The sequence below is a fragment of the Streptomyces sp. NPDC059443 genome (genome assembly GCF_042750105.1).
Lineage (GTDB): Bacteria > Actinomycetota > Actinomycetes > Streptomycetales > Streptomycetaceae > Streptomyces.
This window is the reverse complement of the sequence record NZ_JBHYVM010000014.1, coordinates 18314-30953: the sequence shown is the minus strand read 5'-3', so window position 1 is coordinate 30953 and position 12640 is coordinate 18314. Positions and strand designations below refer to the sequence as shown.

Here is a 12640-nt window from a genome sequence, read left to right as displayed (position 1 = left end):
ACACCACACACACCACCCCCCCCCACACCTCTCGCGCCCCGCGCCCCACCCCCCCCCGCCGCGCGCCCCCCCGCGGCCCGGGGGGGGGGGGGGGCGCGGCCGCGGTGCTGTCGAGGACAGGGGCAGGGTCAGGTCAGCATTCGATGACGTTGACCGCCAGGCCGCCGCGGGCGGTTTCCTTGTACTTGACCTTCATGTCGGCGCCCGTCTCCTTCATGGTCTTGATGACCTTGTCGAGGGAGACCTTGTGGGTGCCGTCGCCGCGCATGGCCATCTTGGCCGCGGTGACGGCCTTGACGGCCGCCATGCCGTTGCGCTCGATGCAGGGGATCTGGACGAGGCCGCCGACCGGGTCGCAGGTCAGGCCGAGGTTGTGCTCCATGCCGATCTCGGCCGCGTTCTCGACCTGCTCCGGGGTGCCGCCCAGGACCTCCGCGAGGGCGCCGGCCGCCATCGAGCAGGCCGAGCCGACCTCGCCCTGGCAGCCGACCTCGGCGCCGGAGATCGAGGCGTTCTCCTTGAAGAGCATGCCGATCGCGCCCGCGGAGAGGAGGAAGCGGACCACGCCGTCCTCGTCCGCGCCGGGCACGAAGTTCATGTAGTAGTGCAGGACCGCCGGGATGATGCCCGCGGCGCCGTTGGTGGGGGCGGTGACGACCCGGCCGCCCGCCGCGTTCTCCTCGTTGACGGCCATCGCGTACAGCGTCGCCCACTCCATGGCGTGCGCCTGCGGGTCGCCCTCGGCGCGCAGCTGGCGGGCGGTGCCCGCGGCGCGCCGCTTGACCCGCAGACCGCCCGGCAGGATGCCCTCACGGGACATGCCGCGCGAGACGCAGGACTGCATGACGCGCCAGATTTCGAGGAGGCCCTCGCGGATCTCCTCCTCCGTGCGCCAGGCCTTCTCGTTCTCCAGCATCATCGAGGAGATCGACAGGCCGGTCTCGTTCGCGAGGCGGAGCATCTCGTCACCGCTGCGGAAGGGGTACTTCAGCGGGGTGTCGTCGAGCTTGATCCGGTCCTCGCCGACCGCGTCCTCGTCCACGACGAAGCCGCCGCCGACCGAGTAGTACGTCTTCTCCAGGAGCGGCGTGCCCGCGGCGTCGTACGCGAAGAGGGTCATGCCGTTCGCGTGGTACGGGAGGGACCTGCGGCGGTGCAGGATCAGCTGGTTCGGCTCGTCGAAGGCGATCTCGTGGACATCGCCTATTTCCGTGCCCAGCAGCCGCAGGCGGCCCGTCTTGCGGATGCGCTCGACCTCGTCGTCGGCGGTCTCCACGTTCACGGTGCGGGGGGAGTGGCCCTCCAGGCCGAGGAGGACGGCCTTGGGGGTGCCGTGGCCGTGGCCGGTCGCTCCGAGGGAGCCGAAGAGCTCGGCGCGGACGGAGACGGTCTGGGCGAGGAAACCATCCTTCTTGAGCCGGGTCACGAACATGCGCGCGGCGCGCATCGGGCCGACGGTGTGGGAGGAGGAAGGACCGATGCCGATCGAGAAGAGATCGAAGACGGAGATGGCCACGGTTGCGGACTCCTATGTCTGCTCGTGGGTGGGAGCGGGGCAGGGCGGGGAGGAGAGGGGAGCGATCGGGGTGATCTGCGGATTTTGTCCGACAGCCGAGCTTAACGCGGTGAGGTGAACAGCTCGGCCGCCGGACGGGTCGGGAGGGGGACGCCCGGGCGTGGGATCGGGCGTGGATCAGGCGTGGGTCAGTTCGCGCTCCGGTGTGGCGGCTGCGTCGGTCTCCCCGGCGGGGGCGGCGTCCAGGACCGGGTCCGGGCCCGGCAGGCCCGCGTGGTGGGCCTTGACCCCGGACCGTACGGCCCAGAAGTAGAAGCCCAGGGCCGAGACGGCGACGATGGCGATGTCCACGCCGCCCGGGATGACCCCGTGGCCGCCGAATTCCTTGCTGCCGAGCGCCGACAGCGTGCCCAGCCACAGCAGGAAGGCGATCATCCACCAGGCCGGGGCGAACTGCCCGGCCAGGTTCTTCTCGCCCTTGCGCTTGAGCACCACGGCCGCGATCGGGGCTGCGACCAGGGTGAGCAGCACCACCTTGCCGGTGTCCGGCCACTTGGACCAGTACAGGGCGCAGGCGGCGAAGGCGAAGGTGACCGGGCAGAGGATCTTCGCGGCCGGCAGGCGGAAGGGGCGCGGCAGCTCGGGCTTCGTCTCGCGGAAGACGCCGACCGCGATCGGGCCGATCAGGTACGAGACCACCATCGCGGCGGAGACCACGCTGGCCAGGGCCTCCCAGCTGTGGCCGACGGTGACCAGCAGCAGGATCGAGAAGCCGAGGTTCAGCCACATCGCGGGACGGGCGGTGCCGTACTTGGGGTGGACCTCGCGGATCTTCTTCGGGAAGAAGCCGGTGTCGGCGAGGTTCTGCGCCATGTACGAGGCCGAGGCGACGTTGCCGATGTTGGCTCCGGACGGCGAGATGAAGGCGCCGAACTGGAGCATGGTGACGACCCAGTGCAGCATCAGCATCTTGGCGAGGTCGGCGAACGGCGAGGCGAAGTTGATGCCGCTCCAGCCGCCGGCCTCGGCCAGCTTCTCCGGCGGGACACCGCCGATGAAGGCGATCTGCAGGGCCAGGTAGATGACCAGGCCGAGGGAGAGCGCGCCGACCAGGGCGAGCGGAATGGCGCGGCCGGGGTTCTTGGCGGCGCCGCCGAGGTTGACCACGGCCTGGAAGCCGTTGAAGGCGAAGACGACACCGGAGGTGGTGACGGCGGTCATGACCGCGGACCAGCCGTTGGGAGCGAAACCGCCGTGGTCGGTGAAGTTGCCGGTGTGGAAGCCGGAGGCGATCAGGGCGATCACGGCGAGCACCGGGATGGCGAACTTGACCAGGGTGAGCAGGTTGTTCGCCTTGGCGAGCAGCGCCACCGACCAGTAGCAGGCCAGCCACAGGGCCACGGTCAGGAACAGGGCCATCGCCATCCCGGAGGTGGTCAGGCCGCCGTTCTCGACCAGGCCCTTGGCCCAGCCGAAGTTCCAGGACGACATGTACTGGGTACCGGCGATGGACTCGATCGGGATCAGCGCGGCGATGGCGATCCAGACCGCCCAGCCGGTGATGAAGCCCAGCACCGGCCCGTGCGAGATGGTGCCGAAGCGGGCCATCGAGCCGGGCAGCGGGTAGGCCGCGCCCACTTCCGCGTAGGACATGGCGATCATGCCGATGAAGACGGCACCGATGACCCAGGCGATGATGGCCGCCGGCCCCGCGACCGCGGCCGCCTGGCCCGCGCCGAAGAGCCACCCGGAGCCGAAGATCGAGCCGAGCCCGATCATGATCAGGGCGAAGAGGCTGAGCCCCTTCCTGTTGGCCGCGCTCATGTCCATGAGGTGTGGTGTCCGTCCTGCCAGGGGGTGCGGGTGGTCCTTTATTCGGAGCCTATTTGCCATTTTTTGGCTAATTCAGTGGCAATGGGCCGCATCCACCTGGGGCTTTGGTCATGAGAAGGGCCCGGCCCTGTGCATAACAAGGCCGGGCCCTCCCGGGCCGGCGCCTAGAGCGTCGGGTACGCCCAGAGCGTCGGGACGCCTAGAGCGTCGGGTACAGCGGGAACTTCGCGGCGAGCGCCGAGACGCGCGCCTTCAGGTCGTCCGCGTCGTAGCTGGGCTTCAGCGCCTGCGCGATGATCTCGGCGACCTCGGTGAAGGCCTCGGCGTCGAAACCGCGGGTGGCCAGCGCCGGCGTGCCGATCCGCAGACCCGAGGTGACCATCGGCGGTCGCGGGTCGTTCGGGATGGCGTTGCGGTTGACCGTGATGCCGACCTCGTGGAGGCGGTCCTCGGCCTGCTGTCCGTCCAGCTCGGAGTTGCGCAGGTCGACCAGGACCAGGTGCACGTCGGTGCCGCCGGTGAGGACGTCCACGCCCACGGCCTTGACGTCGTCCTGGACCAGACGGGCGGCGAGGATCTTCGCGCCCTCCAGGGTGCGCTCCTGGCGCTCCTTGAACTCGGGCGAGGCCGCCACCAGGAAGGAGACCGCCTTGGCCGCGATCACGTGCTCCAGCGGACCGCCCTGCTGACCCGGGAAGACCGCGGAGTTGATCTTCTTGGCCAGCTCCTGCGTCGACAGGATGACACCGCCGCGCGGACCGCCCAGGGTCTTGTGCGTGGTGGTGGTGACCACGTGGGCGTGCGGCACCGGGTTCGGGTGCAGACCCGCGGCGACCAGGCCCGCGAAGTGCGCCATGTCGACCATCAGGTACGCGCCGACCTCGTCCGCGATGCGGCGGAAGGCGGCGAAGTCCAGCTGGCGCGGGTAGGCGGACCAGCCCGCGACGATCAGCTGCGGCTTGGACTCCTTGGCGAGGCGCTCGACCTCGGCCATGTCGACCTCGCCGGTCTCGTCGACGTGGTACGGGACCACGTTGTAGAGCTTGCCCGAGAAGTTGATCTTCATGCCGTGGGTCAGGTGACCACCGTGGGCCAGGTTCAGGCCCATGATCGTGTCGCCCGGCTTCAGCAGCGCGAACATCGCCGCCGCGTTGGCCTGCGCGCCCGAGTGGGGCTGCACGTTCGCGGCCTCGGCGCCGAACAGCGCCTTGATGCGGTCGATCGCGATCTGCTCGACGACGTCCACGTGCTCGCAGCCGCCGTAGTAGCGGCGGCCCGGGTAGCCCTCGGCGTACTTGTTGGTCAGGACCGAGCCCTGGGCCTCCATGACGGCGACCGGAGCGAAGTTCTCCGACGCGATCATTTCCAGGGTCGACTGCTGGCGCACGAGCTCGGCGTCGACGGCGGCGGCGACGGCGGGGTCGAGCTCATGGAGAGGGGTGTTCAGTACGGACATCAAGATCCCCTGGGGTCAGTTGTCGGAGTGGGTGAGCTCGGCGTACTGCTCGGCGGAGAGCAGGTCGGCCGGCTCGTCCGTGATGCGCACCTTGAACAGCCAGCCACCCTCGAAGGGGGCGGTGTTGACGAGCGCCGGGTCGTCGACGACGTCCTGGTTGGCCTCGACGACCTCACCGGTGACGGGGGAGTACAGGTCGCTGACCGACTTGGTCGACTCCAGCTCGCCACAGGTCTCGCCTGCGGTCACCGTGTCACCGACCTCGGGAAGCTGGGCGTAGACGACGTCACCGAGCGCGTTGGCCGCGAACTCCGTGATGCCGACCGTCGCGACGCCGTCCACGGCGGCCGACAGCCACTCGTGCTCCTTGCTGAAACGCAGCTGCTGGGGGTTGCTCATGGCCTGATTCTCCTGGATGCGGGGGAGTGGATCGAACAGTGGTCTTGCGTGCCGAGACGGGCTGAGACGGGCTGAGGCGGACTGTGACGGACCGGGACGGAGCGCGGGCGTGCGCCCGTACGGGAAGCCGCGAGGGCTGCCCGTACGGCCTCGATCCGTTACAGGGTTACTTCTGCCGCTTGTAGAAGGGCAGAGCCACGACCTCGTACGGCTCATGCGTACCGCGAATGTCCACGCCGACGCCGGAGGTGCCGGGCGCGGCGTACGCCGCGTCGACGTAGGCCATCGCGATCGGCTTGCCCAGCGTCGGGGACGGGGCGCCCGAGGTGACCTCGCCGATGACCTGGCCGTCGAAGGTGACGGAGAAGCCGGCGCGCGGGACGCGGCGGCCCTCGGCGATCAGACCGACCAGCTTGCGCGGCGGGTTGGAGGCGGCCCGCTCGGCGGCGGCCTCCAGGGCGGCCCGGCCGACGAACTCGCCCTCCTTCTCGAACTTCACGACCCGGCCCAGACCCGCGTCGAACGGGGTGAGGGAGGTGCTCAGCTCGTGCCCGTACAGCGGCATGCCCGCCTCCAGGCGCAGGGTGTCGCGGCAGGACAGACCGGCCGGGACCAGGCCGACGCCCTCGCCCGCCTTGGTCAGCGCCTGCCACAGCTGCACCGCGTGCTCGGGGGCGACGAACAGCTCGAAGCCGTCCTCGCCGGTGTACCCCGTACGCGCGATCAGCGCGGGCACCCCGGCGACCGTGCCGGGCAGGCCGGCGTAGTACTTCAGCCCGTCCAGGTCGGCGTCGGTGAGGGAGGCGAGGATGCCGGGGGACTCCGGACCCTGGACCGCGAGCAGCGCGTACGCGTCACGGTCGTCGCGGACCTCGGCGTCGAAGCCGGCGGCGCGCTCGGTGATCGCGTCGAGGACGACCTGGGCGTTGGAGGCGTTGGCGACGACCATGTACTCGGTCTCGCCCAGGCGGTAGACGATCAGGTCGTCGACGATGCCGCCGTCTTCCCGGCAGATGTGCGTGTAACGGGCGCGGCCGACGCCGACGGTGGAGATGTTGCCGACGAGCGCGTAGTCCAGGACCTTGACGGCCTCGGGGCCGGTCAGGGTGATCTCGCCCATGTGGGAGAGGTCGAACAGACCGGCCTTGGTGCGGACGGCGTTGTGCTCGTCGCGCTCGCTGGCGTACCGCAGGGGCATGTCCCAGCCCGCGAAATCGGTCATGGTCGCACCGAGCTCACGGTGCAGCGCATCGAGGGCGGTCAGGCGGGGGGCAGTGCTCATGGGTGTGGCTCCCGGGTCCCAGGGCATGACATGACGAGGAGGAGTTCCTCCCCATCTGTCATCGGAACCTGAGAGGTTCGCCGAGAGTTCCCCGCTTCCAGGGGAAGGTCTTCGACTTGCACCTTGGGTGGAGCCGACGCCGGTGCCCTCACGGGCGCCTGCGCGGCTCGCTTTTCAGATCTGCCTCATCCACGCGGTACGGGGCCTGAGAGATTCAAGGGAGGTACTTGCTCCTTCGGCGTCCGGTACGGCCTTTGGGGGCCGGTCGGAACTCTCCCGCGTGGATTCAAGCGGCCGGTATGCAGTTGGTGTCCAGATGGCGCACATCATTGCACGGCGTGCGGCCGAATGGGGGAGGGGGTCCGGAAGCGGAGCGGAACCGGGGACCCCGGATTACCGTCTCTTTACATTCAGGGGGAAGGGTCTTCGTGACCCGACGCGGGGGAGGCGATCACTGTGCGGAGATTCGGAGCGTGGGCGCCGGGGGCGCCGGCGGTGCCGGCGGCGCCGGCGGTGCCCGGGGTCCCGACGCAGCGCAGCGTCGTACGGGCAGCCGCGGTGGGGGCGGGGCCGGGGAGGGTACGGGACCTGCGCGGCCCCCGGGCCGGGACCGGCTCCGCGGCCCCCGGGCGGCTCCGCTTCGCCGACGGGGACATCGTGGTCGTCTCCGGACTGCCCGGCGGCGGCAAGACCACCCTGCTCAAGCGGGCCGCCGAAGGTGGCGGCATCGACTCCCAGGACGCGCGCGAGCGGTGGGAGCGCCGGATGCCGGCCGCGGTGCCCTACGCCGTCTACCGCCCGGCGGTCCGGATCGCGCACTACTGGGGGCTGTGGCGGGTGCTCCGCTCCGGCGCCTCGGCCGTGGTCCACGACTGCGGGACGCAGAGCTGGGTGCGGGCCCTCCTCGCCCGGGCCGCCCGGCGCCGGGGCCGCGCCCTGCACCTGGTGCTCCTGGACACCACCCCCGAGGAGGCCCGGGCCGGGCAGGCCGCGCGGGGCCGGGGCGTGTCGGCGTACGCCTTCGCCCGGCACCGGGTCGCGGTGGCCCGGCTGCTGCGCGAGGCGGAGTCGGGCCGTCCGCCGGCCGGCTGCGCCTCGGTGATCCTCCTGGACCGCCCGGCGGCCTCCCGTCTGACGGCGATCGGCTTCCAGCAGCTGTGCAGTGAGCCGCGCCACTAGTGGTCCCGCCCCGACGGACGGCCCGCCTCCGCCCGTTAACCTCGGGGCGGAACAAGGGCAAGCAAGCGGAGGCGTACATGTGGCCGGGTAACGAGCTGGAGCAGGTGCTCGGGGCGGCGCTGGGGCAGGCGGACGCCGGCGGGCGGATCCTCGAAGTGCTCGGGCGCAGCCACGTGTGGATCCCGCTGCCCGGGGGCGTGGCCAGCCTGGACCTGCCCACCATGGAGATCAACGGCGCCGCGTACGTGCCCGTCTACACCTCCGAGGAGCAGTTCCGCGCCTGCGCCGGGCCCGGCATGGACTTCGCCGTCGCCCCCGCCGTGGACTTCGCCCGGGGCCTGCCCCCGCAGCTGGGCATCGCGCTCAACCCCGAGGGGGCCGTCGGCGCGCCGCTGCCCCCGCCTGCCGTCGCGGAGCTCTGCCGCACCGGCCGCACCCCGCTCGACGGAACCGCCACCGGCGGCCGGGTCCGGCTCTTCGAGCCCGACTGGCAGCAGGACCCGGTGGACTTCCTGGCCGTCGCCGCGGAGGAGTTCCGCGCGACCGGAGCCGTCGCGGCCGCGTACCGCTGCCTCGCCAGCGTCGAGGGCGGGGCGCCGCAGCTGTACATCGGTGTCCGGCTGGTGGGATGGGAGCCCGCCATGCGGAACGCCCCGATGGACGCGCTGGGGCGCGCCCTGGCCCGCGTATCGGCGCCCTGGCCTGTGCAGTTGATCCTCCTGGACGGCGTCGAAGATCCGGTCGTCGACTTCATCGTTACGCGCGTACGCCCCTTCCACGTGCTGTAGGCACGCTTAAGCTGGTGGCGGACACGCGTGGGCGACGGGCGGACGAAGAGACGAAGAGGGGTACCGGGTGAGTGCGTCAGGCACGGCCGCGGTCGGGCAGGTCGAGCACATGCTGCGCCAGGTGACTCCCGGGCGCTACGAGAGCTACGAGTCACTCCTGCACGCCCTCGCCGAGGGCCGGCTGTGGATGCTGCTCTGGCAAGGGCAGCCCGGCTCCCCGGACGCCCAGTACGGCGGCATGGAGGTCGACGGCCTCGGGTACGCGCCCTGCGTGACCTCCCCCCAGGAGCTGGCCGCCAGCGGCTGGAACCGCGGCTACGAGGTGGTCACCGGCCGGGACATCGCCCGCGCCCTCTACCCCGACCGCTGGGGGCTGTGGCTCAACCCGCACGCCCAGGGCGGCGGCGTCGGCATTCCCTGGGCCGACCTGCGCCGGATCGCCACCGGCCTGGACCGGATGCCGGCCGGGCCGCTGCGGCTGTCCGAGCCCGCCATCGAGCTCCCGCAGTTCTACGGGCTGCTCACGCAGCACGCGCACCGCACGCCCGCCGTGCGCTCGCTGCGCCGCGCCTGGGTGCAGCCCGCGCTCGGGTCCCCGTACCTCGCCGTGGGGCTCGATCTGTACGACGCCTCCGCGCACGCGCTGGAGTCCGTACGGGAGATGATGCGCCAGTCGGTCGGCGTGGTCCCCGAGGGAGTGCCCGTGTGCACGGTCGCGCTCGCGGACGAGCACGACCCGGTGGCGATGTGGCTGCGTGCCCGCACCCGGCCGTTCTACGACCGTGAGGGACCGGCGCCCGCCTACTGAGACATCGGTATCAAGCCACCGAAGGCCGCACGGAACAGTCGTTCCGTGCGGCCTTTGCGTTGTCCTGATTTCGCCGCTGATGTGCGCCCAATAGGCATGGTAGTGGGCCGAGTTGGGCGCCATGTCCGATTCCGTACCGAACGGACGGTCTTGCTCCGCTGAGGTGGCAGTGAAGTCCGGATAACGGGAACCCGGCCCTCACATCACGGTTGCGCATCCATTCACCTGCGGGTCTGGCGGCTGATCGAGCGCCCGATGAAGACTCCCCACCCAAGAGCGGGTCAGTCCTCCAAAGTCTGGTTCGCCACGGGAAATTCGCTTGTCGTTTCGTACAGCACCACGTGCACCACCAGCAACGCCTGTACCGCCAGTGCCGAGCGCACACCGCACTCCGAGCGCCACTCCGCACCAACGCCGCCACAGCGGCGGGCATGGGCCGACCCGTCGGCCGAGAGGGGTCCCCACCACGATGACGGCACCACTGCATGACACGAGCGCGGAAGCACCCGCACCCGTGTCCGTAGCCGACGTCCCAGCCAAGGCCATCGAAGGCCGCTCGCCCGGCCGCATCGCATGGATGCGGCTCAAGCGCGACAAGATCGCGCTGACGGGCGGCGTGATCGTGATCTTCCTGATCCTGGTGGCGGTCTTCGCCCCGCTGATCGTGAGCCTGCTGGGCCACCCGCCCAACGAGTTCCACGAGGATCTGCTCGACCCGGAATTCGGCACGCCGCTCGGATCGTTCGGCGGCATCAGCTCCGACTACCTGCTGGGCGTCGAACCGACCAACGGGCGCGACGTGTTCAGCCGGATCGTCTTCGGCGCACGCATCTCCCTGGTCGTCGCCTTCCTCGCGGCCTTCGTCTCCGTCGTCCTCGGCAGCCTGCTGGGCGCCCTGGCCGGTTTCCTCGGAGGCTGGGTCGACGGCCTCATTAGCCGCACGATGGACCTGCTGCTGGCCTTCCCGCAGCTGCTCTTCACCATCTCGCTGGTCTCGGTGGTCCCCAACTCCCTCTGGGGCTTCACCGGTTCAGGCGTCCGCATGGGCGTGCTGATCGTCGTCATCGGCTTCTTCGGCTGGCCGTACATCGGCCGCATCGTGCGGGGCCAGACGATTTCGCTGCGCGAACGCGAGTACGTCGAGGCGGCCCGCAGCCTCGGGGCCGGCCGCGGCTACATCCTGATCAAGGAGCTGCTGCCGAACCTGGTCGCACCGATCCTCGTCTACACGACGCTGATCATCCCGACCAACATCCTGACGGAGGCGGCCCTCAGCTTCCTCGGTGCCGGCGTCAAGCCGCCCACGGCCTCCTGGGGAAAGATGCTTTCCGACGCCGTCCCCATCTACCAGGACGACCCCATGTACATGGTGGTTCCCGGTATGACGATCTTCATCACCGTCCTGGCGTTCAACCTCTTCGGGGACGGGCTGCGTGACGCACTCGACCCCAAGGGCAGCTGAACCGCTTCAACGATTCACCCACCAATGGAGGTTGGACAACGTGATCCGCAGAAAGCAGGCACTCGCGATCACCGCCGTGGTCGCTGCCCTGTCCATGTCGGCAGTGGCGTGCAGCAAGGCCGACGGCAGCAAGCCGGACGCCAAGCCGGCCGCCGGCGCCACGGGCTTCAACGCCGCGACCACCGGGGTCGTCAACCCGTCGACCACCAAGGGCGGAGAGCTCAAGCTCTGGTCCCCGCAGGACGTCGACTACCTCGACCCGGCGCGCGCCTACTACGGCTTCGTGTGGAACCTGCAGCGTCTCTACATACGCCAGCTGTTCGCGTACGACAGCAAGCCCGGCGCCGCCGGCACCAAGCTGGTCCCGGACCTCGCCGCGGCCGACCCGGTCGTGAGCAACGACGGCAAGACCTACACCGTCAAGATCAAGGACGGCGTGAAGTTCGAGGACGGCACGCCGATCACCTCGAAGGACTTCAAGTACGGCATCGAGCGCGTCTTCGCGCAGGACGTGCTGTCCGGCGGTCCCACGTACCTGATCGACACCCTCGACCAGGGCCAGAAGTACCCCGGCCCGTACAAGGACACCGACCCCAACAAGATGGGTCTGAAGGCCGTCGAGACGCCGGACGACAAGACGATCGTCTTCAACCTGGCTAGCCCCAACTCCGACTTCAAGTACCTGCTGGCCATGCCGTCCTCCTCGCCGGTCCCGGCGGGCAAGGACACGGGTGCCACGTACACCAACAAGCCCGTCTCCACCGGCCCCTACAAGGTCTCGGAGTTCACGGCGAGCAAGGGCGCGACCTTCGTCCGCAATGAGAACTGGGACCCGAAGACGGACACGATCCGTACGGGCCTTCCGGACACGGTCTCCTTCACGGTGACCACCAACCCGGACGACATGGACGCGCGTCTGCTCTCCGGTGACATCGACCTCGCGGTCGACGGCACGGGCATGCAGGCGGCCGGCAAGAACAAGGTCCTCAAGGACGACAAGCTCAAGGCCAACGCGGACAACCCGTTCACGGGCTACATCCGTTACTTCGCCTTCCCGACGACCGTCGCCCCGTTCGACAACGTCGAGTGCCGCAAGGCCGTCATCTACGCGGCTGACCCCAAGTCCCTGCAGACGGCCCGAGGCGGCCCGACCAGCGGTGACCTCGGTGCGAACATGCTGCCGCCCGGCATCCCCGGCGCCGACAAGAAGTACGACCCGTTCAACCTGACCAAGGGCGAGCCGCAGGTCGACAAGGCCAAGGAGGCCCTCAAGGCCTGCAACAAGCCGGACGGCTTCACGACCACCATCGCGGTCCGCAACAACCGCGCCCCCGAGGTCAAGACCGCCGAGTCCCTCCAGGCGGCGCTCGACAAGGTCGGCATCAAGGCCACGATCGACCAGTACGACGGCAAGCTCTCCGCTTCGGTCATCGGTTCGCCCGAGAACGTGAAGACCAAGGGCTACGGCATCATCGTGATGGGCTGGGGCGCCGACTACAACTCCGGCTCCGGCTTCCTCCAGCCGCTGGTCGACGGGTCGTTCATCCTGCCGAACGGCAACAACAACTACACCATGATCAACGACCCTGAGATCAACGGGCTGTTCAAGACCGCCGCTGCCGCCGCCACCCCGGACGCCGCCGCGCCGTTCTACACCCAGATCAACCAGAAGATCATGGAGAAGGCCCTCTACCTGCCGATCAACTTCGACAAGGCCTTCGTCTACCACAACCCGCGTCTGACCAACGTCTACTTCAACGACTCCATGGGCAAGATCGACCTTGCCACCCTCGGCGTCATGAAGTAGTCAGACCCGCCCCGGAGTCCGGGGCGCCCCCAGCCTCGGGCGGCCCCGCGCCCCCCCACCGCAGCCCCTACATGTTTAGCCAGCACCCCCCCATCCCAAATACGAAGGCG

Annotated in this window: 10 protein-coding genes and 1 riboswitch; of the genes, 5 read left to right on the top strand and 5 right to left on the bottom strand. The window is 69.8% G+C overall.

All coding sequences use genetic code 11. From position 1 onward, the window contains the following. Positions 1-133: 133 nt before the first annotated feature. From ACFXDJ_RS15925 to gcvT, 5 genes are all read right to left on the bottom strand, one after another. Positions 134-1516: an L-serine ammonia-lyase gene (locus tag ACFXDJ_RS15925; protein ID WP_384659822.1), complete on the bottom strand. Its 1383-nt coding sequence runs from the start codon at positions 1514-1516 to the stop codon at positions 134-136. Positions 1517-1693: 177 nt separating this feature from the next. After that, positions 1694-3346 (bottom strand): APC family permease, encoded by a 1653-nt coding sequence (locus ACFXDJ_RS15920; protein WP_384659824.1) that lies wholly within the window; start codon positions 3344-3346, stop codon positions 1694-1696. 202 nt (positions 3347-3548) lie between these two features. Next, on the bottom strand, positions 3549-4805 hold the full coding sequence (glyA, locus tag ACFXDJ_RS15915; RefSeq protein WP_384659826.1) for a serine hydroxymethyltransferase: 1257 nt from the start codon (positions 4803-4805) through the stop codon (positions 3549-3551). Positions 4806-4820: 15 nt separating this feature from the next. Beyond that, the gene (gcvH, locus tag ACFXDJ_RS15910; RefSeq protein WP_384659828.1) at positions 4821-5204 is read right to left on the bottom strand and encodes a glycine cleavage system protein GcvH; all 384 of its coding nucleotides are present in this window, start codon (positions 5202-5204) and stop codon (positions 4821-4823) included. A gap of 166 nt (positions 5205-5370) precedes the next feature. Then, a complete protein-coding gene (gene gcvT / locus ACFXDJ_RS15905; protein ID WP_384659830.1) occupies positions 5371-6486 on the bottom strand; it encodes a glycine cleavage system aminomethyltransferase GcvT in 1116 nt (371 codons plus the stop codon). A 184-nt stretch (positions 6487-6670) separates the two neighbouring features. Beyond that, positions 6671-6775, bottom strand: a riboswitch (glycine riboswitch). A 206-nt stretch (positions 6776-6981) separates the two neighbouring features. Between gcvT and ACFXDJ_RS15900 the strand changes: the two genes are divergently transcribed. The 5 genes from ACFXDJ_RS15900 to ACFXDJ_RS15880 all read left to right on the top strand — a co-directional run bounded on the left by ACFXDJ_RS15900 (position 6982) and on the right by ACFXDJ_RS15880 (position 12530). After that, complete coding sequence (locus tag ACFXDJ_RS15900) at positions 6982-7665, top strand: AAA family ATPase (RefSeq protein ID WP_384659833.1); 684 nt, start codon at positions 6982-6984, stop codon at positions 7663-7665. Between the two features lie 77 nt (positions 7666-7742). Continuing rightward, on the top strand, positions 7743-8453 hold the full coding sequence (locus tag ACFXDJ_RS15895; RefSeq protein WP_384659836.1) for an enhanced serine sensitivity protein SseB: 711 nt from the start codon (positions 7743-7745) through the stop codon (positions 8451-8453). A gap of 67 nt (positions 8454-8520) precedes the next feature. Beyond that, positions 8521-9261, top strand: coding sequence for an enhanced serine sensitivity protein SseB C-terminal domain-containing protein (locus ACFXDJ_RS15890; protein ID WP_384659839.1), 741 nt, complete (start codon positions 8521-8523; stop codon positions 9259-9261). 469 nt (positions 9262-9730) lie between these two features. Further along, the gene (locus tag ACFXDJ_RS15885; protein WP_384659841.1) at positions 9731-10723 is read left to right on the top strand and encodes an ABC transporter permease; all 993 of its coding nucleotides are present in this window, start codon (positions 9731-9733) and stop codon (positions 10721-10723) included. A 94-nt stretch (positions 10724-10817) separates the two neighbouring features. Continuing rightward, the gene (locus tag ACFXDJ_RS15880; protein ID WP_384659844.1) at positions 10818-12530 is read left to right on the top strand and encodes an ABC transporter substrate-binding protein; all 1713 of its coding nucleotides are present in this window, start codon (positions 10818-10820) and stop codon (positions 12528-12530) included. Positions 12531-12640: the final 110 nt, after the last annotated feature.

Bases quoted from the DNA above. Each gene is read 5' to 3' on its own strand.
- ACFXDJ_RS15920 (WP_384659824.1), bottom strand. From the start codon at position 3,346: ATGGACATGAGCGCGGCCAACAGGAAGGGGCTCAGCCTCTTCGCCCTG.
- glyA (WP_384659826.1), bottom strand. From the start codon at position 4,805: ATGTCCGTACTGAACACCCCTCTCCATGAGCTCGACCCCGCCGTCGCC.
- gcvH (WP_384659828.1), bottom strand. From the start codon at position 5,204: ATGAGCAACCCCCAGCAGCTGCGTTTCAGCAAGGAGCACGAGTGGCTG.
- gcvT (WP_384659830.1), bottom strand. From the start codon at position 6,486: ATGAGCACTGCCCCCCGCCTGACCGCCCTCGATGCGCTGCACCGTGAG.
- ACFXDJ_RS15895 (WP_384659836.1), top strand. From the start codon at position 7,743: ATGTGGCCGGGTAACGAGCTGGAGCAGGTGCTCGGGGCGGCGCTGGGG.
- ACFXDJ_RS15885 (WP_384659841.1), top strand. From the start codon at position 9,731: ATGACGGCACCACTGCATGACACGAGCGCGGAAGCACCCGCACCCGTG.
- ACFXDJ_RS15880 (WP_384659844.1), top strand. From the start codon at position 10,818: ATGTCGGCAGTGGCGTGCAGCAAGGCCGACGGCAGCAAGCCGGACGCC.